We start from the raw sequence: 19,610 nt of genomic DNA, 5'->3' as shown, positions 1-19,610 counted from the left end.
CCTCCGCTACCAGCGATAGTTGAAGCTGACGCTTATCCGATCGCTCTTGGCCGTGCTTGGCATGACTTCGTGCCGCAGCCAGCTTTCCCAAAGGAAAATTGTCCCCGGCGCAGGCACCGCATGGACGAAGGTGTCGTCACGTGGCGGGGCCGCCATCATCAGGCCGAGCCTCGGGTCTTCGAGCCGGAGCGCTCCCGACCCGGGCGGCACAGTGACATAGGCAGTGCCCGACACGACGCTATGTGGGTGGATGTGGCCGCTGTGCGCGCCGCCGGGTTTCAGGAGGTTCACCCACAGGCTGTCGAGCTTGAGCTTGCGACCGCCGAGTTGAAATCCGGTTGCCTCGGCAAAGCGCGTCACGTGCCGGTCGAGATGGCGCTTCAGGTCAGCGAACGCCGGGTCGCGTTGCGGCAGGTCGTTGAGCGAGGCGTAGGAGGTATAGCCGCGATAGCCATGCTCCTTCGACCAGCGGCGGCCGGCGGTGTCGTCTGCCGCAAGCGACCTAACCGAATCCTCCAGTTCCTCCAGCAAGGCGGCATCGCCGAGATCGCCTTCGTAGAAATGGGTGGGGAATAGCGCGCGGACGGTCATGACCGGGCGGGTAGGGGCAGTGGCACGTGTTGCCAAGCGCCGCCGCTACCCAGGACGCCGGTGCGGAGGCGCGGGTGGCTCAGACGGGCGACCATTCGACCGGCTCCTCGCCTTCATCGTCGTCACCGACAGTCGCGTGATCCGGGCCGATCGCCTCCAGCAGCTTGTCGAGCACCCAATCGACGCCAGTTCCGCTGGCCCCCGACAGCGGGATCACCTCCGCGCCGCTCGCCTCCTCCAGTTCCGCCGAAAGCGCCGCGATGAGTTCGTCGTCGAGCGTGTCGATCTTGTTCAGCGCGATGACAACCGGCTTCTCGTCGAGCCCGGCGCCATAAGCCTCGAGTTCTTCGCGTACGATGCGGTAGCTCTCGCCCACGTCCGTATCATTGGCGTCGATGAGGTGGAGCAGGACCCGGCATCGTTCGATATGGCCGAGGAAGCGATCGCCAATTCCCGCGCCCTCGGCCGCGCCGGCGATCAGGCCGGGAATATCGGCGATGACGAATTCCTGGCTTTTATGACGCACCACGCCCAACTGCGGCCGGGTGGTGGTGAAGGCATAAGCGCCGACCTTCGCCTGCGCGTTGGTCACCGCATTGATGAAGGTCGATTTTCCCGCATTGGGCAAGCCAACCAGCCCAGCATCGGCCAGCAGCTTCAGCCGCAACCAGACCCAGGCCTCCTCATTCGGCCAGCCGGTGCCGTGCTGGCGCGGCGCGCGATTGGTGGAGGTCTTGTAGCTGGCATTGCCGCGGCCGCCATCGCCGCCGCGCAGAAACACCTCGCGCTGTCCCACGCGGGTCAGATCCAGAAGAACCGTCCGCTCTTCGTCGTCGGCCAGCACCTGTGTGCCGACCGGCACCTTGATGACCAGATCCTCGCCGCCAGCTCCCGTGCGATTCGAGCCAGAGCCGCCATGGCCGCGCTCGGCCCGGAAATGCTGGGTGTAGCGGAAATCGATCAGGGTATTCAGTCCGGCAACCGCTTCAAAAATGACGTCGCCGCCCTTGCCGCCGTTCCCGCCATCCGGACCGCCATATTCGATGAACTTTTCACGCCGGAAGCTGACCGCTCCGGGACCACCGGCGCCCGAGCGGACGAAGATCTTTGCTTGATCAAGGAAGTGCATGGCCGCCGCTTAGCGCTTTAGCGCCGGTAAAGCGACATCGCCGCGCATCGCGAGCGCGCCCTGGTGGAAGCGGGTAAGAAAAACGTGTCATGCGGGGCCATGTTCGACGCCGTCCTGCTTGCCGTGCTGCTGATCAACATCGCCGCCGTGTTCGCCTTCTGGTCGGACAAGCGGCGGGCCATCGCTGGCGAGCGGCGCATTTCCGAGGCCACGTTGCTGAAACTGGCGCTGCTGGGCGGATCACCGGGGGCGCTCGTCGCCCGGCAGGTCTTTCGGCACAAGACCCGCAAGGAGCCGTTCTCCACCCGGCTGCTGCTGATCGTGGCAGTGCAGGCTGGTGTCGGAATCGGCCTGCTCGTCCTGTAGCGACTATTTGCGCCGATCGGCCAGCAACATGCCGCGGGCAAGCTGGCGCGCGGTGTCGCGGGAGAGGCCGAGCGCCTTGGCCATTGGAGCGCCGAGCAGCGCATCCCCCAGGGCCATCAGGACGAGCTGGAGCGTTTCCTCCCGGATCGGAGCGCCGCTATGGTGATCCTGCGCGAGATCTTCGACCAGGTCGTGAATGGCGGTGAGAATCGGATCGAGCGCGTTTTCGTTGCCGGTCAGGATCATCCAGCTCGCAAGCGCGCCGGCACCGTTCCGCCCGAAAGCGTCAAAGGTCAGATCCACCACCTCGGCAGGATCCTCCGCTTCACGCGAGCGAAGGACCGCGGCCTTGATGGTGCCGACGATCCGCGCCGCGAGATCCTCGATCAACGCCTTCTGAAGACCCTCGGCCGAACCGAAATGGTGAAGGAGGTTGGCATGCGTCCGCCCGATCCGCGCGCCGACTGCCTTGAGAGTGACCGCCTGCGGACCGACTTCCACCAGGAGTTCGCGCGCCGCGGAGAGTGCGGCGCTGCGCGATTCCTCGGGGCTCATGCGACGGCGAAGCGGGGACACGGACATCACGATGGCTGTCGGCGCATCGGCAATGTTTTGCAATGCTTTGGTTTGTTGGCCGGGGCAGGGGAAAGGGGCGCATTGGCACGGGCGAGCGCCGTGCCGTTCCATTGTCCGAGGAACGGCACGGGTCGCCAGTGCGTGCGAGGAGGGGAGGGCAGTCGTTCAGGCGGCGATCGCCATTCGGACCGGCGATTCATCCTCCTGGGCCAGATCAAGCGCGAGAACTGCGCTTTCGACGTCACGCCCTTGCGCCAGCGAATAGCTGGGCTCGCGACGTATCTCGCGAAAGCCGAGCTTCTCGAGAACCCGGCGCGAGGGGAGATTGTCGAGGTGATGGCGTGCCTCGATCCGGCGCACCGGCAACGCGTGCCGGGCCATGTCGACCACCGCGCGGGCTGCTTCAGTGGCATAGCCGCGTCCCCACGCCGAGGGCGTGAGCCAATAGCCAAGCTCCACCACGCCGCTGCCCTGATCGGTCAGCCCGATGCCGCCGACCAGCCGGGGATAGTCGCCCTCGTGTGTCAGGACGACGAAGCGCGCATCGGTGGCGCTGCGCGGGATTGCCAGGAACGCCTCGGCATCGCCCCGAGTGTAAGGCCAGGGCAGCCGGGCAAGCTTCATCGCCACATCCTCATGGGCAATGGCCTCCAGGAGGCTCGCCGCCTCTTCCGGCCATCCCGGCCGCAACGTTAGTCTCTTCGTCCGCGCGAACATCTGCGCCCTCCTCGCCTGACGCGCCGCTAGCCGGGCCCGATGACGAGCCGGCGACAGCACAGTGAATTGAGGGAGCAATAAAAAAGGGAGCCTGGGCGGACCCGGCTCCCTTGTCTGGTGGCTGGCCTCCTTAGCGGAGGCTCCGGATCGCCCTGGTGGGCAACCCGGATGGTCGCCCGATGTTATTCTGCCGCCTCGGCAATCATATCGACCGAACAGAATTTGCGGCCGAGCTTGCCCTCGTGGAACACCACGCGGCCGTCGACGAGCGCAAAAAGAGTGTGGTCCTTGCCGATGCCGACGTTACGGCCCGGGTAGAACTTGGTCCCGCGCTGACGCACGAGAATGTTGCCAGCGATCGCTTCCTGACCGCCGAACTTCTTCACGCCAAGACGACGACCGGCCGAATCACGACCGTTACGCGACGAGCCGCCTGCTTTCTTATGTGCCATTGTGCTTGCTCCTTACGCTTCGCGTTATGCCTGCGCGCCGATCGACACGATCTTCAGGATCGTGTGGTTCTGGCGGTGGCCGTTGCGGCGGCGATAATTGTGACGGCGACGCTTCTTGAAGACGATGACCTTCTCACCCTTCGCCTGCGCGATGATCTCGGCAGCGACGGTGAGTCCGTCGGTCGGCTTCAGCTCCGAACCTTCGCCGGCCAGCAGCACGTCGCTCAGCGTAACGGAGGCGCCGGCATCGCCCTCCAGCTTCTCGACGACGATCTTGTCTCCGGCGGCAACGCGATACTGCTTGCCGCCCGTGCGCACGACTGCGAACATGGCCTGACTCTATCCAAATGCTTGTGCCCGGACCGGACAACCGGGCCAGGAGGAACGGCGCAGCTAGTAGAATCGCTGCGCATTGTCAACGCGCGGGTGGCGCTTGAGCGCTTCTCTAGTGACGATGTTCGCGCTTCAGCAGGTAACGCCCGTCGCTGAAGCCATTGAACAAGCCGGCGATCGCCGGGTGGTCCACCGGCTCCTCGCTTTCATCATGAACGAGGTTCTGCTGGCTGACGTAAGCGACGTACGTCGATTCGGCGTTCTCCGCGAGCAAGTGGTAGAACGGCTGGTCCTTGCGCGGGCGAATGCTCTCCGGGATCGACTGGTACCATTCCTCGGTGTTGGCGAAGACAGGATCGACATCGAACACGACGCCGCGGAAATCGAGCATGCGATGCCGCACCACATCGCCAATAGAGAATCGCGCGTGTGCTACGGCCGGCGCATCAAGGACGCCGTCGATCAAGGTGTGGCTGGTGGCAGCTGACATGTCGTCAATCTAGTAGATGTTGCGCGCTGCACAAGCAGGCGCTTGCGTATCCCGAACAACCGCGTTAGAGGCGCCGCCTTCGATCGCCCGGTCCGCCCCTTGAAGCGCCGGAAGCCTCTGCGGAGAGGTGCCAGAGTGGTCGATTGGGACGGTCTCGAAAACCGTTGTGCCTTTACGGGTACCGTGGGTTCGAATCCCACCCTCTCCGCCACTAACTCCCCAGAAAACTGCCATTTACTGGAATCGCACCGTGCCTGAGTTGGCACGTTTGGCACCGTGAACGGAGACATTCCGTTGAGCGGACATTGCGGGATTTGCCTGTGAATTGTCCCCGTAGGTGGGAGCCGTGCCGAGGATTTCGACTCCTCCCGCGAGCGCTTGGGCAGACAGGTGCGAGTACCGTTTGGCGGTTATCGACACGTCGGAATGACCCGCCCACATTGATAAGCGCTGAAGCTCCATCTCTCCCAAAGCGAGCCGAGTGATGCAGGTATGCTGCAGAGTGTGTAGCCCCACATCGTCGATGTCTCCGCCCGCCGCCTTCACGTCGTGCCGGGTGTTGTCCCACATATACCAAGCGGTGCTGTCCATCGGGAACCACCGGCCCTCGACAGCCTGCGAGTTCAGCGCGGCGACGAAGAGCTTCTTCTCCTCGCTGAAGACTGAGCGGATCGGACGTAAAATCTACCGCACGCGCAAAATCTACCGCACGCGCAATCACGCGAAGGCAGATGTGTTCGACTACGTCGAGCGCTTCTACAATCCGACGCGTCGCCACTCGACCCTAGGCTTCCTCGGCCCCATAAACTTCGAGAGGCAGGCGCAGGTAGCTTAACCTCGTGTCCGCGGACCCGGCAGCAGCTCATAGCTGGCGAAGGGGAGGCTGTTCTGACGACCGTCAGCGACCGGGCTGCGTACAGCCCAGTCTCCGATTACGATCATTCCGCGGGTTCGAGCTCGCTGACGTCGAGTTCGCCGTCAGCGAGGCTGACCGCCGCGAACATCTTGGCGATGTCGCCCGAGGTGACGGGACGCTGGACCTCGCCCGGTGCCAGCGGGGCGGGGCCGCCGTAGGACACCGGCGCGGTGGAGACATGCGCGGCCTGCGCGCGAAGCGCGGCTGCGGTGCATTTCTCGCGCCCGCCCATCATGCCGAACGCATCGAAATTGTAGATGCGGAGCGCGTTCTGGTGAGTCACCTTGTCGATCTGCGCGCGCGTCAGCCCGTCGAACTGCGCCAGCAGCAGTTCCGCGGAATCGGGCCACACGCTGTCCGAATGCGGATAATCACATTCATAGGCGATATTGTCCTCGCCGATCTCGTCGAGGTTCTTCAGCCCGAAGCGATCGTCGATGAAGCAGGTGAGGAAATGTTCGCGGAACACCTCGCTCGGCTTCTTCCCGCCGAAATTGGAATGCGTCCAGGCGCGGTGATGCTCGTAGGTGAAGTCGGCGCGCTCGAGGAAATAGGGGATCCAGCCCACGCCCCCCTCGCTCAGCGCGATCCTGAGGTTCGGATAGCGCTGCAGCGCATCCAGCCACAGCCAGTCGGCGGCCGAGTTGACGATGGAGATCGGCATCGTGGTGATCCACGCGTCGATCGGCGAGGCCATGGAGGCATGCGGCGCGGCTGCGCCGGAACCGATATGGATGTTGATGACGACATTGTTGTCGGCGCAGACCTTCCACAGCGGTTCCCAATGTGCGTCATGGATCGACGGCTGACCGCGCAGCGCGGGATTGTCCGAGAAGGAAATGGCGTGGCAGCCCTTGGCGACGACGCGCTTCACTTCCTTCACCGTCTCGTTGATGTCCCAATAGGGCACCAGCGCATTGGGGATGTTGCGACCGGGATAGCTGCCGCACCATTCGTCGATGTGCCAATCGTTATAGGCGCGCAGCAGGATCAGCGCGTTCTGCTTGTCCTGGAACTGGTGGAACAGTTCCCCGTCGAACTTCACCACGCTGGGGAAGTTGAGCGAGGCCAGGATGCCGTTGGCGTTCATGTCCTCGATGCGGGCGTGAATGTCCCACGCACCCTTGCGCATCTGTTCGAACGAAATCGGCTCGCAGCCATATTCCTCGCGCATCCGCCCGACCACGGCATTGAGCCCGATGTTGCCGGCGCGACGGCCCTCGAACAGCCAGAAATCCGCGCCGTTCTTGTCCTTCAGCACGCGCGGCTTGATCGCCTTGTGCTGCACGCTGAGGTGCTGATCGAACATGGTGGGTGGCTCGACAATGTGATCGTCGACGCTCGCGATGATGAGATCCTCGATATTCATGGCCGCCTCTCCATTCGCCTAAAACTGACGACTCGTCGGTTATACGGAAAGTGGATCGGCGCGGCAACGACCAACATCGCTTGTCGGGAAGACGTATCTCACATAGTTACCTATGAAGCTGTGGGAGGATCGATGATGTCGGAAGCTGAGGTGTTGACCGAGGATGTGGACGGCGTTCGCATCATCACGCTGAACCGCCCGGATCGGCTGAACGCGCTTGCGGATGGCATCATGCATGAACTGGCCGCCGCCACCGCCGCTGCCGCACGCGACCCGGCGGTTGGCTGTGTGGTGGTGACGGGAGCAGGGCGCGGCTTCTGCTCGGGCGGGGATCTGAAGGGCGGCAGCGCCCGTGCGCAGGTGACGGTGGACGCGGCGAGCGGGACGCGGGTGGAGCAGGGGTTCGCGCGGCTGCGCGGGCATATGGAAACGTCCCGCCTGCTGCACGAAATGGGCAAGCCGACGATCGCAATGGTCAACGGCCCGGTCGCCGGCGCCGGGATCGGCATTGCGGGGGCATGCGACCTTCGGTTCGCGGGCGAAGCGGCGACCTTCCTTGCCGCATTCGATCGGATCGGCGGCAGCGGCGATTTCGGTGCCAGCTGGTTCTGGACGAAGATCCTTGGATCAGGCGCGGCGCGCGAACTGATGCTGCTGGGCGAGAAGCTGGATGCCGCGACGGCGCACGCCAAGGGCATCTATACCAAGTTGTTCCCCGACGCCGATCTGCGCGAGCAGACGCTGGCGGTGGCACGGCGGCTGGCGAATGGCCCGCGCATGGGCTTTCGCTACATGAAGGCGAACCTGAACATGGCCGAGGATGCGCAGTTCGAAACGGCGCTCGACCAGGAAGCGCTGTTCATGAACCTCTCCACCACCGCCACCGCCGCGATCTACAAGGCGACGCGCGCGGCCGATCGGGACGAAGGCGGCGCTGCGCATGGCTGAGGGAACGGGCACGCTGCGCGGCAAGGTGGCGATCGTCACTGGCGGCTCGCGCGGCATGGGGCGGCATTTCGTCGATGCGCTGGTGGGCGAGGGCGCAAGCGTCGCGGTGCTGGCGCGCGCGTCGGACGAGCTGGCGGCCGTGGCCGCTGGCCGGCAGGATGCGGTGCTGCCGATCGCTTGCGACGTCGGTGCGCCGGCGCAGGTGGCGGCGGCGGTTGCGGAAACGGTGGCGCGGTTCGGCCGGCTGGACGTGCTGGTGAACAATGCCGCCGTCTTCGCGCCCTTCCTGATCGAGCAGGCGAGCGACGCCGAAGTGGAGCGGCACGTGCGGGCGAACTTGCTGGGACCGATCTGGTGCATCCGCGCCGCTATTCCGCATCTTCGCGATACGGGCGGCCAGATCGTCAGCATCACCAGCGAATCCGTGCGGATGCCCTTCCCCTACCTGACGGTCTATGCCGCGACCAAGGCGGCGGTGGAGACGCTGTCACAGGGCCTGCGGGACGAGCTGCGCGACGAGGGGATCCGCGTGTCGGTGCTGCGCTCCGGCTCCGTCGCGGGCGGATCGGGCGGGCGTGACTGGGACGCGGACATCGCGGGCGCGTTTTTCCAGAAGATCACCCGGACGGGCCATGCCGCCTTCGCGGGCGCCGCAGTTGCGCCAGAGACGATGGCGCGGACGCTGGTGGCGATGCTCGCGCTGCCCCGGGATGTGAACCTCGATCTGGTCGAGGCGCGCGCCGCGCTGCCGCTTGTCGCCGGTTAGACGCCGGCCGTGAGCGGGAAGGGCGCGGATCCCTCCGCTGCCTCCGCCGCTTCATCCTCCAGGTCCACCGCGGCGGCGGTGCGGGCGGGCAGCGCGAAGGCGAGCAGCGTGGCGCATAGCGTCAGCAGTGCGACGAAGCCGATCGCGAGGCGAAAGGCGGCCGGCGTCGGGTAGCTGGCGCCGCCGGCGCCCTGGCTCACCGTATCCAGCGCCAGGATGAGCGAAACGAGCTGTGCGCCGACACCCATCGCGGCGCCGCGCACGACCGAGGACATGCCCGCCGCCTCGCTCGTCCGATCGGGGGGGACGACGCTGGCGAGGATCGTCGGCAGCACGGTGACGAGCATCGCGGTGCCGAACGAGATCAGGATCAGCACGCCGCCGACCATCACCACGCCGCCGTTCAGAACGGTCGCGCTGGCCCAGCCGCCGGCGGTGAGGAGCCCGCCGAGCAGGATGGCATTGCGCGCGCCATGGCGTGCCGTCACCCAGCCGGCGAACGGCCCGGCGAAGAGCGCCCCGAGGTTCGAGGGGAGCTTCACCAGCCCTGCCACCGTCGCGCTGACGCCGAGGCCGATCGCGGTCCAGGTCGGCGCCTGGAGCAGGAGCGAGAAGACGAGGGTGATCTGCAGCGCGCTGAGCGAGAGGATCACGCCGATGAGGTTCGCGACGAGCACGCGCCGGTCCGCGAAGAGCCGCACGTCGAGCAGCGGGTTGCGCGAGCGCAGGCTGTTGCGGACCCACAAGGCGCCGAGCAGCAACCCGCCCAGCAGACAGATCGGGGTGCGCGGATCGGACCAGCCCCAGCGCGGCCCGTTGCTGATCGCCAGCAGCACGCCGACCAGCGCGGGCACGAAGAGGAGGCCGCCGAGCCATCCCACGCTGCGCACCGAGCCAGCGGGTTTCGACGGGGGAACGAGCGCGACGGTAGCGACAAAGGCGATCGCGGCGCTGACGGCGCTGGCGATGAACACGCCGTGCCAGGAGAATTGGTCGACGATCACGCCGCCGATGACGAGGCCCGCCGCGGTGCCGGCCGCCGCGCCCGAGACGAGCAGGCCGATCGCTGGCGGCACCTGTCGCGGCGGCAGATTCTCGCGCACAATACCAAGGCACAGGGGCAGGATCGCACCGGTCAGCCCCTGGACGCAGCGGCCCGCGAGCAGCATGCCGTAGCCGGGCGCGAAGGCGCTCATCAGCGAGCCTACCGCGGCGACGACCAGCATGATGAGGAGCAGCCGGCGGCGGCCCATCAGGTCCCCCAGCCGCCCGGCGATCGCGGCGGAACCGGCGCCGATCAGGAGATAGGAAGTGATGAGCCAGCCGACCCGCACGGGATCGCCAAGCTCGTCGGTCAGCGCGCGCTGCGCGGCATAGACCATCGCGGTCTCGAAGGCGGCGACGATCTCCGACGCCCAGAGCGCGATGATGAGGCCCCAGGCGGAACGCGGCAGCATCAGTCGCGCGCCACCAGCAGGCAGCCGGCGAGCGGGCCGCCGCCCATCGCCACCGTGGCAAGGCGCGCGTCCTTCACCTGCCGGTCGCCGGCCTCACCCCAAAGCTGGGTGCAGGCTTCGTGCAGATGGCCGAAGCCGTGCAGCCGCCCGGCAGACAACTGGCCGCCGCCCGTATTTAGCGGGAACCTGCCGTCCAGCCGGGTATTCCCGTCGGCGATGAAGCCGGGCACCTCGCCATGGCCGCAGAAGCCCAGCGCCTCGAGCCACATGGCGGTGAGGATCGAGAAGCCGTCGTACAGCGCGAGCACGTCGACATCGTCCGGCTTGTAATCGGTGCGCGTCCACAGATCGCGTCCAGCGTCATGCGCCGCCATCTGTGTGACGTCGGGCTGCTGGTCCCACGTCTCGACCGGACCCATGGCGGCGCCCATGGCCTCGATGCGCAGCGGCGTCTTGCGCGTGTCGCGCGCGGCATCGGGGGCCGAGACGATGATGCAGGCCGCTCCGTCGACCGGCACGTCGCAATCGAACAGGCACAGCGGCGAGGAGATCATGCGCGCGGCGAGATAGTCCTCCATGCTGAGCGGCTTGCCGTGCATCAGCGCGCGCGGATTGAGCTGCGCATTGGCGCGCTGGTTGACCGCGAGGGTGCCCAGATGCTCGCGCGTCAGCCCGAACTCGTGAAAGTAGCGGGCAGCGACCAGCGCCGTCCAGTTGGCCGCCGACATCGCCTGCATCGGCAGCAGCCAGCTTGGCCAGCCGTCGATCCGTGCACCCCCGGCGGTCGGCACGCTGGCGCGGCGATCGGCGGTCTGTGACGAGCTTTCGGTGAGTGCGCGAAAGCACAGGACGTGGCGCGCCTGACCGGTGGCGACAGCCATGGCGGCGACCATGATCGCGGAGGCCTGCGCGGGCCCTTCCGGCGTCGAGGAATGCCAGCGGGTGGAGAGGCCGAGCCCGTTGCGCACATCGCCGACGCCGAGCGGCGACATGCCGGGCGACCCGCCGCTCATCTTGCCGGGATAAGTGGCGATGCCGTCGATGTCCGCGCGGGTCAGTCCGGCGTCCGCCATCGCCTCGAGGGCAGCGTCGGCGAGCAGGTGAATTGCCGGTCGATGCTGGCTTCGCGCCACCTTCGACATGCCGATGCCGGTAATCGTCGCCTTCATCAGATCCGCTTTGCCCTTGTCGTGAGTGTTCCTGCCATAGTCCCGCGGCAGACAGGGGAGAGGCGCGTATTCCGCGCCCCCCCACCCGGCCGCGGAGCCCGCCCCCTTTTAACGGGCGCCGAACTTGACGGTGGCAGATAGACCGTAAGTTGCCGGATCGTTGCGCTGCGCCACGGCCACATTGAGCGGTGCGTCAAACAAGAGGCCGGTGCCCAGAACGCGCCGGTTGAGGATGTTGCGGCCGAACACCGCCACCTCGACCGCTTCGTCGTTGAAGGTCACCGCCAGACGGGCGTTCATCTCGCCGCCCGCAGGACGCGTGAGCGCGGTCATGATGTCACGCGAGATAGTGTCGGCGAGTGGGTCGCCAGTTGGCGCAGTGCGCAACGCGTAAAGCGCAATGTCGTCCACCCATGCATAATCGAGGTGTGCCCTTACCCCGGCTGACCCAATCTGGGTTTCGTAGTCAGCGGCCAGACTGAACGTCCACTCGGGGATGCCGGGGAAGCTCTCGCTCCGCCGATCACCGGTGAGGTCTGCATAATCGAGGTACTTCGGCCTGGTAAGTGAGGCGTTGCCGGCAAGCGTAAGGCCGGTGACCGGCGCCACCGTCAGCTCGGCTTCGCCACCATAGAATCGCGCCTTGCCGGCGTTGCCCACGATGGTCGTCGGCGAAGGGATGCCGTTGATCGGCGCGGACACAAGGGTGGAGCGCTGAATGCCGCTAACCTCATTGTAGAACGCCGCGAGATTGAAGCGGACGCGGCGATCGAACAGCTCGCTTTTGAAGCCGATCTCATGCTCGCGCGCGATTTCGGGGCCGAACGGCACGAACACCGCGTTTGCTGCGCCGCTGGCGCGCAGGTTCTGCCCACCCGAACGGAAGCCCTTGCTCGTCTTCACATAGGCGAGAATATCGGGCGTAATCTGATAGTTGAGGCCGAAGGTGTAGGAGATACCGTCGAAACCGGCCTTGCGCTCGGCGCGACAGGTGCCCGGCTCCGCACCCGTGATCAGGCAGGACAGCAGCGCGCCAGTATCTGCATCGCGGGTCTGGTTGAAGGATACCAGATTCTTGTCTTCGACCGAATAGCGGCCGCCGGCAACGATCGAGAAGCGATCGTTCACATGGAAGGTGCCTTGGGCATATGCGCCCATGCTGCGATTGCTGACATCGCCGATATAAAATGTCTGCGACAATATGCCGCCGCCCGAAATGCGGCTGAGGTTCGCGAGAGCAATGGAGGTGGATTCGTCGCGCCCATTCTCATGAAAGGCGAAGATGCCGGCGGCGAAATCGACGACGTCGTCGAACATCTGGCCGGTGGCCTGAAGCTCGCCCGAATAGGATTGCAGATCCTGCTGCCCGAAGGTGCGGATGATCCGCGCCGGCGAGCCATCCAGATCGACATTTGAATCCGCCTTGATCTTGCGATAGCCCCCGATGAACTTCACCGCCCCGAAGAACGTCTCGAGCGTCGCGGTGCCGGTATAGGTTTGCGTCTCGGCGAAGCTTACCGGATCTTCGTTCAGCGAGACCGTGTTCGTGCCGCGCGTGCGGCCAATGTAATCGTTGAGATAGCCCGCGCCGATGCCGAGTAACTGGATCTGGCCCGGTAAGCCTGCGCCGAGCAACGCCGCGTTCGCGGGATTGGCGGTAAGCGCGCCTTCGATATTGGCGGGCGAGGTGGGAGCGACATAGAGCAGGCCGTAGGGACGGCTAAGTGACTCGGTGCGGAAATACTCGGCCGAGAATAGCAAGGTGAGATTATCGGCCGGATCGATGCGCAGCTTGCCGCGCGCCGTGACGCCGTCGCGTTCACCCAATTTCTTGCCGCTCGCCTCGTTGCGGAAGAAGCCGTCGCGCGTTGTGTAGTTCACCGCCGCGCGCAGGGCGATCTTGTCGCCCACCAACGGCAGATTGAGGACGGCCGTGCCGATCACTTCATTATAGCGCCCGTACGTACCGGACACGAGGCCCGAAAAGCCGCGATAATGCGGGTCGTTGGTCTGGATCAGCATTGCGCCGCCAGTCGTGTTGCGGCCGAACAGCGTACCCTGCGGGCCGCGCAGCACTTGCGCATTCTGGATGTCGAGCAGGTCAGCATTAAGACCATAAGCGCGCGACCAGTAGAACCCATCGACATAGGTGCCCACGGACGGGTCGAGCGTCGCCAGAATATCGGTCTGTACCTGGCCGCGGATGTTGATCGTGATGGCGGTGCCAGACGAGGTCGCCGATCCGATCAGAATCCCGGGGGTCAGCCGTGCAATGTCCGGAACGCGCACCGCGGACTGCGCCTGAAGTGCTTCTGCCGTCTGAACCGTCACCGCGACGGGTACGCTTTGAAGATTTTCGGCCACGCGCCGTGCCGTCACGACAATGTCGCTGAGCCCTGCCGGAGTCGGCGTGGCCGTCTGAGTCGCCAGCGCAGCCTCGGGCTGGCGCGGCTCTGCCGTGATGTTCGGGCTTTCCGGGCCGCGAACCTCCTGTGCCAGCGTTGGCGGGGCGATCGCCGCCGCCAGTGCAGCAAGCGACGCCTTCGTGAACCAAGCGCGCGTCATCATCCTCTCCCCGCATTATTATGCGGCTAGGTTCCTCACATCTATACCTATGTCAACTGGGTTTAATACGAGTTCAATGTCTGAGCGTTTGGGCAATGATGAAAGCGGCGCTTTCGGCGACGTGCCCGGGGCTTGATCCGCCGCTGCGCTGATTCAGCCGGTGAACGCTGGCGAGCCGCTCCAGCATCGCCAGCAACGCGCCGGCGGTTGCAAGAGGCAGGAGGTTTGAGGGCAGGGTTCCAGCACGCTGCGCCGCGTCAACCTGTCGCTCCAGCGCCTGTAGCAGGGGGAGCATGGACTTGAGGCGCGCGTTGACGAATCGCTGGTCGCCCTCTTCGGCCGCAAGGTTGCGTACCCGGAAGAGGGCATGATGCTGATCCCAGTAAGAGAGATAGGCGCGGACCAGCCGCTGCGCGGTTTCCAGTGCCGCGTCACCCTGCCAATCGCCGGAGGCGAGCGCGACGATGTCGGACGTATCGCGCGCCGCTTCCTCGATTGCGGCGAGCACCACGTCGGCCACATCCTCAAAATAGAGGTAGAAGGTGCCGGGTGCGATTTCCGCGGCGCGAGCGATATCCGCTATGCGTAGTTCGCGCAGCCGCCGAGTTTCGAGCTGCGCGATCGTTTCCGCAATCAGGCGCTGCCGCGTGCGCCGGCCCTTCGGCCCAATCGTCTGGCCGCTTTGGTTCCTTGGCGCGCTGGGAATGGGACCGGCGGGAGCGGGGTTTTGAACCATAAGGCCTTGTCCCGATGGCGGGGCACCAAGGCAAGTGCCTTGAAAAGTACGCCTGAGACGGTAGACTTCGCCAACTTATATAGATAAGTAGCAAAGCGGAACACGCTGCGGGGTCAAAGCGGCAGTCGCGATCTGGAGGGAGAGAAGGATGCAAGACGCCAGAAATGGGCGCGGCGACAAGTGCAGGCCGCTGCTGTGACGATCCTTCTTCATCCCGGCAAGCTTTACATCGGTGGCGAGTGGCTGGCGTCCGGCCAGCGCGAGGCGATCATCAATCCGGCGACCGAGCAGGTGATCGGCGAGGCGCCGGTCGGCGGCGCCGCGCATGTCGATGCCGCCATCGCCGCCGCGCATGATGCGTTTCACAAGGGTCCGTGGCCGCGGCTGGCGCAGCGTGAGCGGCAAGCGACCGTCAGTGCCTTCCTCGACGCGGTCGAGCGGCGGGCAGGCGAGATCGTCCAGCTGATCGTGGCGGAGGCGGGCTCGACCCAGATGCTCGCGCAGTTCCTTCATTACGGCATCTCGATGCAGCATGCGCGCGCCGCCGTGGAGCAATCCGGCCGCCCGGCGATCACGCCGCTGCCGGTGGAGACGACGCCCAATGCGCAAGGCGGGCTGACGCTTGGCGCCGGCGTGATGGCGCGCGAGCCGGTTGGCGTGGTCGCGGCGATCACCCCCTATAACTTCCCCTTCTTCCTCAACCTGGGGAAGATCGTGCCCGCGATGCTGACCGGTTGCACCGTGGTGCTGAAGCCATCGCCCTACACGCCCTTCGAGGCGCTGATCCTGGGCGAGATGGCGGAGGAAGCCGGAATCCCCGCGGGCGTGCTCAACATCGTGACGGGCGGCGTCGGGGTCGGCGAGGCGCTGACCACCGACAAGCGAGTCGATCTGGTCAGCTTCACCGGTTCCGACAAGGTCGGCGCGCTGATCCAGGCGCAGTCGGCGCCGACGTTGAAGCGCGTCGTGATGGAGCTTGGCGGCAAGTCCGCGCTGATCGTGCGGCCGGATGCCGACCTGATCCAGGCGGCGGCGAGCGGCGTCGGCGGGTTCACAGTGCATTGCGGCCAGGGCTGCGCGCTGCTGACGCGCCATCTCGTCCACAATTCGGTGAAGGACCAATATGTCGCGACGGTGAAGGCGATGGTCGAGCAAATGAAGGTCGGCGATCCCGCCGATCCGACCGTCGCCATGGGGCCGCTGATCCGCGAGGTCGCGCGCAAGCGGACGCAGGATTATGTCGACGTCGCGCTCGCCGAGGGGGCGACGTTGGTCACCGGCGGCCGGCGGCCCGACGGGCTGGATCGCGGCTTCTTCTACGCGCCGACCTTGTTCGCCGACGTCAAGAACCATCACCGCATCGCGCAGGAGGAAGTGTTCGGGCCGATCGGCGTCGTCATCGGATATGACAGCGACGAGGAGGCGATCGCGATCGCCAACGACACCGAGTTCGGCCTGTCGGGTGGCATCTTCTCTGCCGACGTCGGCCGCGCCTATGACATGGCGCTTCAGCTTCGCACCGGCGGTGTCTCGATCAACGGGGGCGGGGGCCGGATGTCCAGCCATGCGCCGTTCGGCGGCATCAAGCGCTCCGGCTACGGCCGTGAGTACGGCGTCGAGGGGCTGAACGAGTTCACCTACATCAAGACGATCAGCTTCAAGGGCGGCTGATCATGCCGGCTGTCGACGCTTTGGCCTGGGGAGGGGCGCAATGACCGACCTGATGACCATCATGATGAGCCCGCCGGCTGAAGGCCCCGCGGTGCTCGACCTGCCGGCACCGCCGCACGTCCCGCGGGAGCTGATCCGTGACGTGCGCCGGTACATGGGGCAGGCGCCGACCACGGTCGCCGAGCCCTATGAGCATACCGAATATCTCCTGTCGGACGAGGTGCCGCCGGTCATGTGGTCCCCGTTTCCGGCGTTTTTCGCGCCAGGCATGTGGATCTTCACCCGGTACCAGGATTGCGCCAAACTCTATCAGGACAGCGCGACCTTCGGCTCGCACGGCCAGGCAGACTTCCAGCAGCTGATCGGCGAGACCTTCAAGTGCATCCCGCTGTCGTTCGACGGCGACCAGCACCGCGTCTATCGCCGCTTCCTCAACCCTTGGTTCACGCCCAAGGCGGTCGGCGCGATGGAGCCCGCCATCCGGGCCTTGTGCGACCGGATGGTGGACGAGTTCCTGGAACAGGGCGGCGGCGATTTCGCCCATGATTTCGCCCGCATCTTCCCGGTACGCGTGTTCTTCGACCTCATGGGCTTTCCGCACGAGGTGCTGGAGCAGTTCCTGGTGTGGGAGAACGAGATTCTCCACACCCGCGATCCGCAGCGGATGGCGGCGGCGCTGACCGACACGCTCGCCTGGCTGCGCGGCTTCATCGCCGAAAAGGAGGCGAACCCCGACGGCGGGCTGACCTCGAAGATCGTCAATGGCGAGGTCGCCGGGCGCCCGCTCACCGCCGACGAGAAGATCGGCACGATCTTCTTCCTGTGGCTCGGCGGGCTGGACACGGTGGCCTCGACGCTGGGGCAGATGTTCCGGCGCCTTGCCATGGACGAGGCGCTTCAGCAGCGGATGCGCGACGATCTCTCGCTCATCCCCTCCGCGATCGAGGAATTCCTGCGCACCCAGCCGCTCGTCTTCTCGTTCCGCCAGCTTCGCACGGACCTGACGCTGCATGGCGTGGAGATGAAGGCGGGGGACTGGTGCAGCGCGCTGACGTCGGTGGCCAATTTCGATCCGGCCGCCTTCCAGTGCCCGCGATCGTTCGATCCGGCGCGCAAGGCCAATCGCCACTTCACGCTCGCCAGCGGCGCGCACCTGTGCCTCGGCGCGCACCTCGCGCGGCTGGAAATGGGGATCGCGCTGGAACGCTGGCTGACGCGCGTGCCGCCGTTCCGGCTGGCCGACGACGATAAGCGGGAGGTGTTCCCGAGCCTGATGTCGGTCAGCCATCTCAAGCTTACATGGTAATTCAGGGGGACGGGATGCGCTTTACGGACAAGGTGGCGGTAGTCACCGGCGCTGGTCAGGGGATCGGCGAAACCTATGCCAAGCGGCTTGCGGCCGAAGGCGCGAAGGTGGTGGTGGCCGAACTGAACGAGGAACAGGGCCGCCGCGTGGCTGGCGAGATCGGCGAGGACGCAGTGTTCGTGCGCGTCGACGTTGCCGATCCCACATCGTGCGAGGCGCTGGCGGCGGCGGCGAAGGACGCGTTCGGCGGGGTCGACTATCTCGTCAACAACGCCGCGATCTTTGCCGGCATGACTTATTCGCCGCTGATGGCGCTGGATCTCGATTATTATGCGCGGTTCATGGCGGTGAACCTGCACGGCGCCTTCTACATGACGCGCGCGATCGTGCCGCTGATGGAGGCGCGCGGCGGCGGGGCTATCGTCAACCAGTCCTCGACGGCGGCCTACACGTCCGGCGGGATGGCGGCGCATTACAGCATCTCGAAACTGGGCACGAACGGGCTGACGGTGAACCTCGCCGCCGAGCTTGGGCCCAAGAACATCCGCGTGAACGGCGTCGCGCCCGGGCCGACGATGACCGACGCGATGCGCGAAGTGGACGAGACGATCATCAAGGGCATCGTCGCCACCATGCCGCTGGGCCGGCTGGGCACCACTGACGATCAGGCGGAGGCGGTGCTGTTCCTCCTGTCAGATGCGGCGGCGTTCATCACCGGGCAGACCCTTTGTGTCGACGGCGGCATGGTGCGCCGGGCCTGAGCAGGGATCGGCCTGATGGAGAAGACGGCATGACGCCGATGAGGAGAGGAACCGCGCGATGACCCGGGTAATGGAGGGCGTGCGCGTCCTGGAAGTGGCGCAATTCACCTTTGTTCCCGCCGCCGGCGCGGTGCTGGCGGACTGGGGGGCGGACGTGCTGAAGGTGGAGCACCCGGTGCGCGGCGATGCCCAGCGCGGCATCCAGATGCTGCAGCGGCTCGCCGTCAATCCCCAGCGTTCGGCACTGATGCAGCATCCCAATCGCGGCAAACGATCGATCGGTATCGACGTGTCGAGCGAAGAAGGGCAGGCGCTGATCTACGAACTCGCCAAGCAGTGCGACGTGTTCCTGACCAATTACCTGCCGTCGCAGCGGCAGAAGCTGAAGATCGACGTGGAGCATATCCGCGCCGCCAATCCCAACATCATCTATTGTCGCGGCTCCGCCTTTGGCGACAAGGGCCCGGAGCGGGACAAGGGCGGGTTCGATTCCACCGCTTTCTGGGCGCGCGGGGGGTCGGCGACATTGGTCGCGCCCAAAGAGATCGGCGGGCCGCTGCTCCAGCCGGGGCCCGCTTATGGCGACACCATCGGCGGCATGTTCATCGCCGGCGGGATCAGCGCGGCGCTTTACCATCGCGAGAAGACGGGCGAGGCGACTGAAGTCGACGTGTCGCTGCTGGCGGCGGGCGTGTGGGCGACCGCCTGCAGCATCGACGTGGCGATGGAGCTTGGCGGCAACCCGTTCCAGGCGGTGATGCCGGGCAGCAGCAGCGTCGGCAGCAATCCGTTCATCGGCCTGTTCAAAACGTCCGACGACGGCTTCATCAACCTGACGGTGCTGAAGCCCGGCCCGTATCTGCGCGATACGTTCGAGCATCTTGGCTTGGGTGAATATGCCGACGATCCGCGCTTTTCGACCGATGTCGCGCTCATGGAAAATGCCGCCGCCGCTTACGATCTGGTGGTGAAGGCGTTCGCGCAGCATCCGTTCGCTTATTGGCTGGATCGGCTGAAGACGATGAAGGGGCAATGGTCGCCCTACCAGTCCGTCTATGACGTGGCGTGCGACGAACAGGTGCTGGCGAACGACCTCATCTTCGAGGTCGAGCCAGCAGATGGCGGCAAGCCGCTGCGGCTCGTCGCCAACCCGGTGCAGTTCGATCATGGCAAGGTGGAAACGACCCGCGCGCCCGAGCCATCGGAACATACCGAGCTGGTTCTCATGGAAATGGGCGTCGATTGGGATCGGATCGAGGCGCTGAAAGCCAGCGGCGCGATCGCATAAGGAG

At 65.7% G+C, this 19,610-nt stretch carries 20 protein-coding genes, 1 tRNA gene and 1 pseudogene; 9 read left to right on the top strand and 13 right to left on the bottom strand.

What is annotated here, in order from left to right; translation table 11 throughout:
- Positions 1-6: 6 nt before the first annotated feature.
- Positions 7-591, bottom strand: coding sequence for a TIGR02466 family protein (locus tag LK535_RS09260; RefSeq protein ID WP_227771912.1), 585 nt, complete (start codon positions 589-591; stop codon positions 7-9).
- A gap of 79 nt (positions 592-670) precedes the next feature.
- Complete coding sequence (obgE, locus tag LK535_RS09255; protein WP_227771627.1) at positions 671-1,720, bottom strand: GTPase ObgE; 1,050 nt, start codon at positions 1,718-1,720, stop codon at positions 671-673.
- Positions 1,721-1,819: 99 nt separating this feature from the next.
- Between obgE and LK535_RS09250 the strand changes: the two genes are divergently transcribed.
- Positions 1,820-2,086 carry a DUF1294 domain-containing protein gene (locus tag LK535_RS09250; RefSeq protein ID WP_227771626.1) on the top strand — a complete coding sequence of 89 codons (267 nt, stop codon included), beginning with the start codon at positions 1,820-1,822 and terminating at the stop codon, positions 2,084-2,086.
- Between the two features lie 3 nt (positions 2,087-2,089).
- Here the strand turns inward: LK535_RS09250 and LK535_RS09245 are convergent, their stop codons facing one another.
- The 5 genes from LK535_RS09245 to hspQ form a co-directional block, all read right to left on the bottom strand.
- Positions 2,090-2,668 carry a TetR/AcrR family transcriptional regulator gene (locus LK535_RS09245; protein WP_227771625.1) on the bottom strand — a complete coding sequence of 193 codons (579 nt, stop codon included), beginning with the start codon at positions 2,666-2,668 and terminating at the stop codon, positions 2,090-2,092.
- A gap of 159 nt (positions 2,669-2,827) precedes the next feature.
- Entirely contained in the window at positions 2,828-3,379 is a 552-nt protein-coding gene (locus tag LK535_RS09240; protein WP_227771624.1) for a GNAT family N-acetyltransferase, read from the bottom strand.
- 182 nt (positions 3,380-3,561) lie between these two features.
- The gene (rpmA, locus tag LK535_RS09235) at positions 3,562-3,831 is read right to left on the bottom strand and encodes a 50S ribosomal protein L27 (RefSeq protein WP_066780771.1); all 270 of its coding nucleotides are present in this window, start codon (positions 3,829-3,831) and stop codon (positions 3,562-3,564) included.
- A gap of 24 nt (positions 3,832-3,855) precedes the next feature.
- Positions 3,856-4,161 (bottom strand): 50S ribosomal protein L21, encoded by a 306-nt coding sequence (gene rplU / locus LK535_RS09230; protein ID WP_066780773.1) that lies wholly within the window; start codon positions 4,159-4,161, stop codon positions 3,856-3,858.
- A gap of 115 nt (positions 4,162-4,276) precedes the next feature.
- Complete coding sequence (hspQ, locus tag LK535_RS09225; protein ID WP_227771623.1) at positions 4,277-4,654, bottom strand: heat shock protein HspQ; 378 nt, start codon at positions 4,652-4,654, stop codon at positions 4,277-4,279.
- A 121-nt stretch (positions 4,655-4,775) separates the two neighbouring features.
- Here hspQ and LK535_RS09220 point away from each other — a divergent pair.
- Positions 4,776-4,865 (top strand) — tRNA-Ser (locus LK535_RS09220).
- A gap of 23 nt (positions 4,866-4,888) precedes the next feature.
- On the opposite strand, the gene LK535_RS16995 is transcribed toward LK535_RS09220, so the two are convergent.
- Entirely contained in the window at positions 4,889-5,224 is a 336-nt protein-coding gene (locus tag LK535_RS16995) for a tyrosine-type recombinase/integrase (protein ID WP_227771911.1), read from the bottom strand.
- A gap of 55 nt (positions 5,225-5,279) precedes the next feature.
- On the opposite strand from LK535_RS16995, the pseudogene LK535_RS09210 reads away from it, so the two are divergent.
- Positions 5,280-5,489 (top strand): annotated as a pseudogene (locus LK535_RS09210) (IS3 family transposase); the annotation flags it as partial.
- A gap of 103 nt (positions 5,490-5,592) precedes the next feature.
- On the opposite strand, the gene LK535_RS09205 reads toward LK535_RS09210, so the two are convergent.
- Entirely contained in the window at positions 5,593-6,939 is a 1,347-nt protein-coding gene (locus tag LK535_RS09205) for an amidohydrolase family protein (protein ID WP_227771622.1), read from the bottom strand.
- Positions 6,940-7,071: 132 nt separating this feature from the next.
- On the opposite strand from LK535_RS09205, the gene LK535_RS09200 reads away from it, so the two are divergent.
- Complete coding sequence (locus LK535_RS09200) at positions 7,072-7,887, top strand: enoyl-CoA hydratase-related protein (RefSeq protein WP_227771621.1); 816 nt, start codon at positions 7,072-7,074, stop codon at positions 7,885-7,887.
- Positions 7,880-8,653 carry an SDR family oxidoreductase gene (locus LK535_RS09195; RefSeq protein ID WP_227771620.1) on the top strand — a complete coding sequence of 258 codons (774 nt, stop codon included), beginning with the start codon at positions 7,880-7,882 and terminating at the stop codon, positions 8,651-8,653. The genes LK535_RS09200 and LK535_RS09195 overlap by 8 nt, the downstream gene beginning before the upstream one ends.
- Here the strand turns inward: LK535_RS09195 and LK535_RS09190 are convergent.
- The 4 genes from LK535_RS09190 to LK535_RS09175 all read right to left on the bottom strand — a co-directional run bounded on the left by LK535_RS09190 (position 8,650) and on the right by LK535_RS09175 (position 14,580).
- Positions 8,650-10,110, bottom strand: coding sequence for an MFS transporter (locus tag LK535_RS09190; protein WP_227771619.1), 1,461 nt, complete (start codon positions 10,108-10,110; stop codon positions 8,650-8,652). The two genes, LK535_RS09195 and LK535_RS09190, sit on opposite strands and share 4 nt — an antisense overlap.
- Positions 10,110-11,279, bottom strand: a complete 1,170-nt coding sequence (locus LK535_RS09185; RefSeq protein WP_227771618.1) for a thiolase family protein — start codon at positions 11,277-11,279, stop codon at positions 10,110-10,112. Before LK535_RS09185 ends, LK535_RS09190 begins: the two co-directional genes overlap by 1 nt.
- 108 nt (positions 11,280-11,387) lie before the next feature.
- Positions 11,388-13,844, bottom strand: a complete 2,457-nt coding sequence (locus LK535_RS09180) for a TonB-dependent receptor (RefSeq protein WP_227771617.1) — start codon at positions 13,842-13,844, stop codon at positions 11,388-11,390.
- 73 nt (positions 13,845-13,917) lie between these two features.
- The gene (locus LK535_RS09175; RefSeq protein ID WP_227771616.1) at positions 13,918-14,580 is read right to left on the bottom strand and encodes a TetR family transcriptional regulator; all 663 of its coding nucleotides are present in this window, start codon (positions 14,578-14,580) and stop codon (positions 13,918-13,920) included.
- A 195-nt stretch (positions 14,581-14,775) separates the two neighbouring features.
- On the opposite strand from LK535_RS09175, the gene LK535_RS09170 reads away from it, so the two are divergent.
- Genes LK535_RS09170 through LK535_RS09155 form a run of 4 tightly spaced genes read left to right on the top strand, consistent with a single transcriptional unit; the run spans position 14,776 to position 19,606 of the window.
- On the top strand, positions 14,776-16,251 hold the full coding sequence (locus tag LK535_RS09170; protein ID WP_227771615.1) for an aldehyde dehydrogenase family protein: 1,476 nt from the start codon (positions 14,776-14,778) through the stop codon (positions 16,249-16,251).
- 40 nt (positions 16,252-16,291) lie between these two features.
- Positions 16,292-17,557, top strand: a complete 1,266-nt coding sequence (locus LK535_RS09165; protein WP_227771614.1) for a cytochrome P450 — start codon at positions 16,292-16,294, stop codon at positions 17,555-17,557.
- A gap of 14 nt (positions 17,558-17,571) precedes the next feature.
- The gene (locus LK535_RS09160; protein ID WP_227771613.1) at positions 17,572-18,318 is read left to right on the top strand and encodes an SDR family oxidoreductase; all 747 of its coding nucleotides are present in this window, start codon (positions 17,572-17,574) and stop codon (positions 18,316-18,318) included.
- Between the two features lie 58 nt (positions 18,319-18,376).
- Positions 18,377-19,606, top strand: a complete 1,230-nt coding sequence (locus LK535_RS09155) for a CaiB/BaiF CoA transferase family protein (protein ID WP_227771612.1) — start codon at positions 18,377-18,379, stop codon at positions 19,604-19,606.
- Positions 19,607-19,610: the final 4 nt, after the last annotated feature.

This window comes from Sphingomonas sp. IC4-52, assembly GCF_020707225.1.
Classification (GTDB): Bacteria; Pseudomonadota; Alphaproteobacteria; order Sphingomonadales; family Sphingomonadaceae; genus Sphingomonas.
This window is presented reverse-complemented; position numbering and strand designations above follow the sequence as displayed.

What these genes read in the sequence shown, in the direction of transcription:
- LK535_RS09260 (WP_227771912.1), bottom strand. Translation starts at nt 591, where the DNA reads ATGACCGTCCGCGCGCTATTCCCCACCCATTTCTACGAAGGCGATCTC.
- obgE (WP_227771627.1), bottom strand. Translation starts at nt 1,720, where the DNA reads ATGCACTTCCTTGATCAAGCAAAGATCTTCGTCCGCTCGGGCGCCGGT.
- LK535_RS09250 (WP_227771626.1), top strand. Translation starts at nt 1,820, where the DNA reads ATGTTCGACGCCGTCCTGCTTGCCGTGCTGCTGATCAACATCGCCGCC.
- LK535_RS09245 (WP_227771625.1), bottom strand. Translation starts at nt 2,668, where the DNA reads ATGTCCGTGTCCCCGCTTCGCCGTCGCATGAGCCCCGAGGAATCGCGC.
- LK535_RS09240 (WP_227771624.1), bottom strand. Translation starts at nt 3,379, where the DNA reads ATGTTCGCGCGGACGAAGAGACTAACGTTGCGGCCGGGATGGCCGGAA.
- rpmA (WP_066780771.1), bottom strand. Translation starts at nt 3,831, where the DNA reads ATGGCACATAAGAAAGCAGGCGGCTCGTCGCGTAACGGTCGTGATTCG.
- rplU (WP_066780773.1), bottom strand. Translation starts at nt 4,161, where the DNA reads ATGTTCGCAGTCGTGCGCACGGGCGGCAAGCAGTATCGCGTTGCCGCC.
- hspQ (WP_227771623.1), bottom strand. Translation starts at nt 4,654, where the DNA reads ATGTCAGCTGCCACCAGCCACACCTTGATCGACGGCGTCCTTGATGCG.
- LK535_RS16995 (WP_227771911.1), bottom strand. Translation starts at nt 5,224, where the DNA reads ATGTGGGACAACACCCGGCACGACGTGAAGGCGGCGGGCGGAGACATC.
- LK535_RS09205 (WP_227771622.1), bottom strand. Translation starts at nt 6,939, where the DNA reads ATGAATATCGAGGATCTCATCATCGCGAGCGTCGACGATCACATTGTC.
- LK535_RS09200 (WP_227771621.1), top strand. Translation starts at nt 7,072, where the DNA reads ATGATGTCGGAAGCTGAGGTGTTGACCGAGGATGTGGACGGCGTTCGC.
- LK535_RS09195 (WP_227771620.1), top strand. Translation starts at nt 7,880, where the DNA reads ATGGCTGAGGGAACGGGCACGCTGCGCGGCAAGGTGGCGATCGTCACT.
- LK535_RS09190 (WP_227771619.1), bottom strand. Translation starts at nt 10,110, where the DNA reads ATGCTGCCGCGTTCCGCCTGGGGCCTCATCATCGCGCTCTGGGCGTCG.
- LK535_RS09185 (WP_227771618.1), bottom strand. Translation starts at nt 11,279, where the DNA reads ATGAAGGCGACGATTACCGGCATCGGCATGTCGAAGGTGGCGCGAAGC.
- LK535_RS09180 (WP_227771617.1), bottom strand. Translation starts at nt 13,844, where the DNA reads ATGACGCGCGCTTGGTTCACGAAGGCGTCGCTTGCTGCACTGGCGGCG.
- LK535_RS09175 (WP_227771616.1), bottom strand. Translation starts at nt 14,580, where the DNA reads ATGGTTCAAAACCCCGCTCCCGCCGGTCCCATTCCCAGCGCGCCAAGG.
- LK535_RS09165 (WP_227771614.1), top strand. Translation starts at nt 16,292, where the DNA reads ATGACCGACCTGATGACCATCATGATGAGCCCGCCGGCTGAAGGCCCC.
- LK535_RS09160 (WP_227771613.1), top strand. Translation starts at nt 17,572, where the DNA reads ATGCGCTTTACGGACAAGGTGGCGGTAGTCACCGGCGCTGGTCAGGGG.
- LK535_RS09155 (WP_227771612.1), top strand. Translation starts at nt 18,377, where the DNA reads ATGACCCGGGTAATGGAGGGCGTGCGCGTCCTGGAAGTGGCGCAATTC.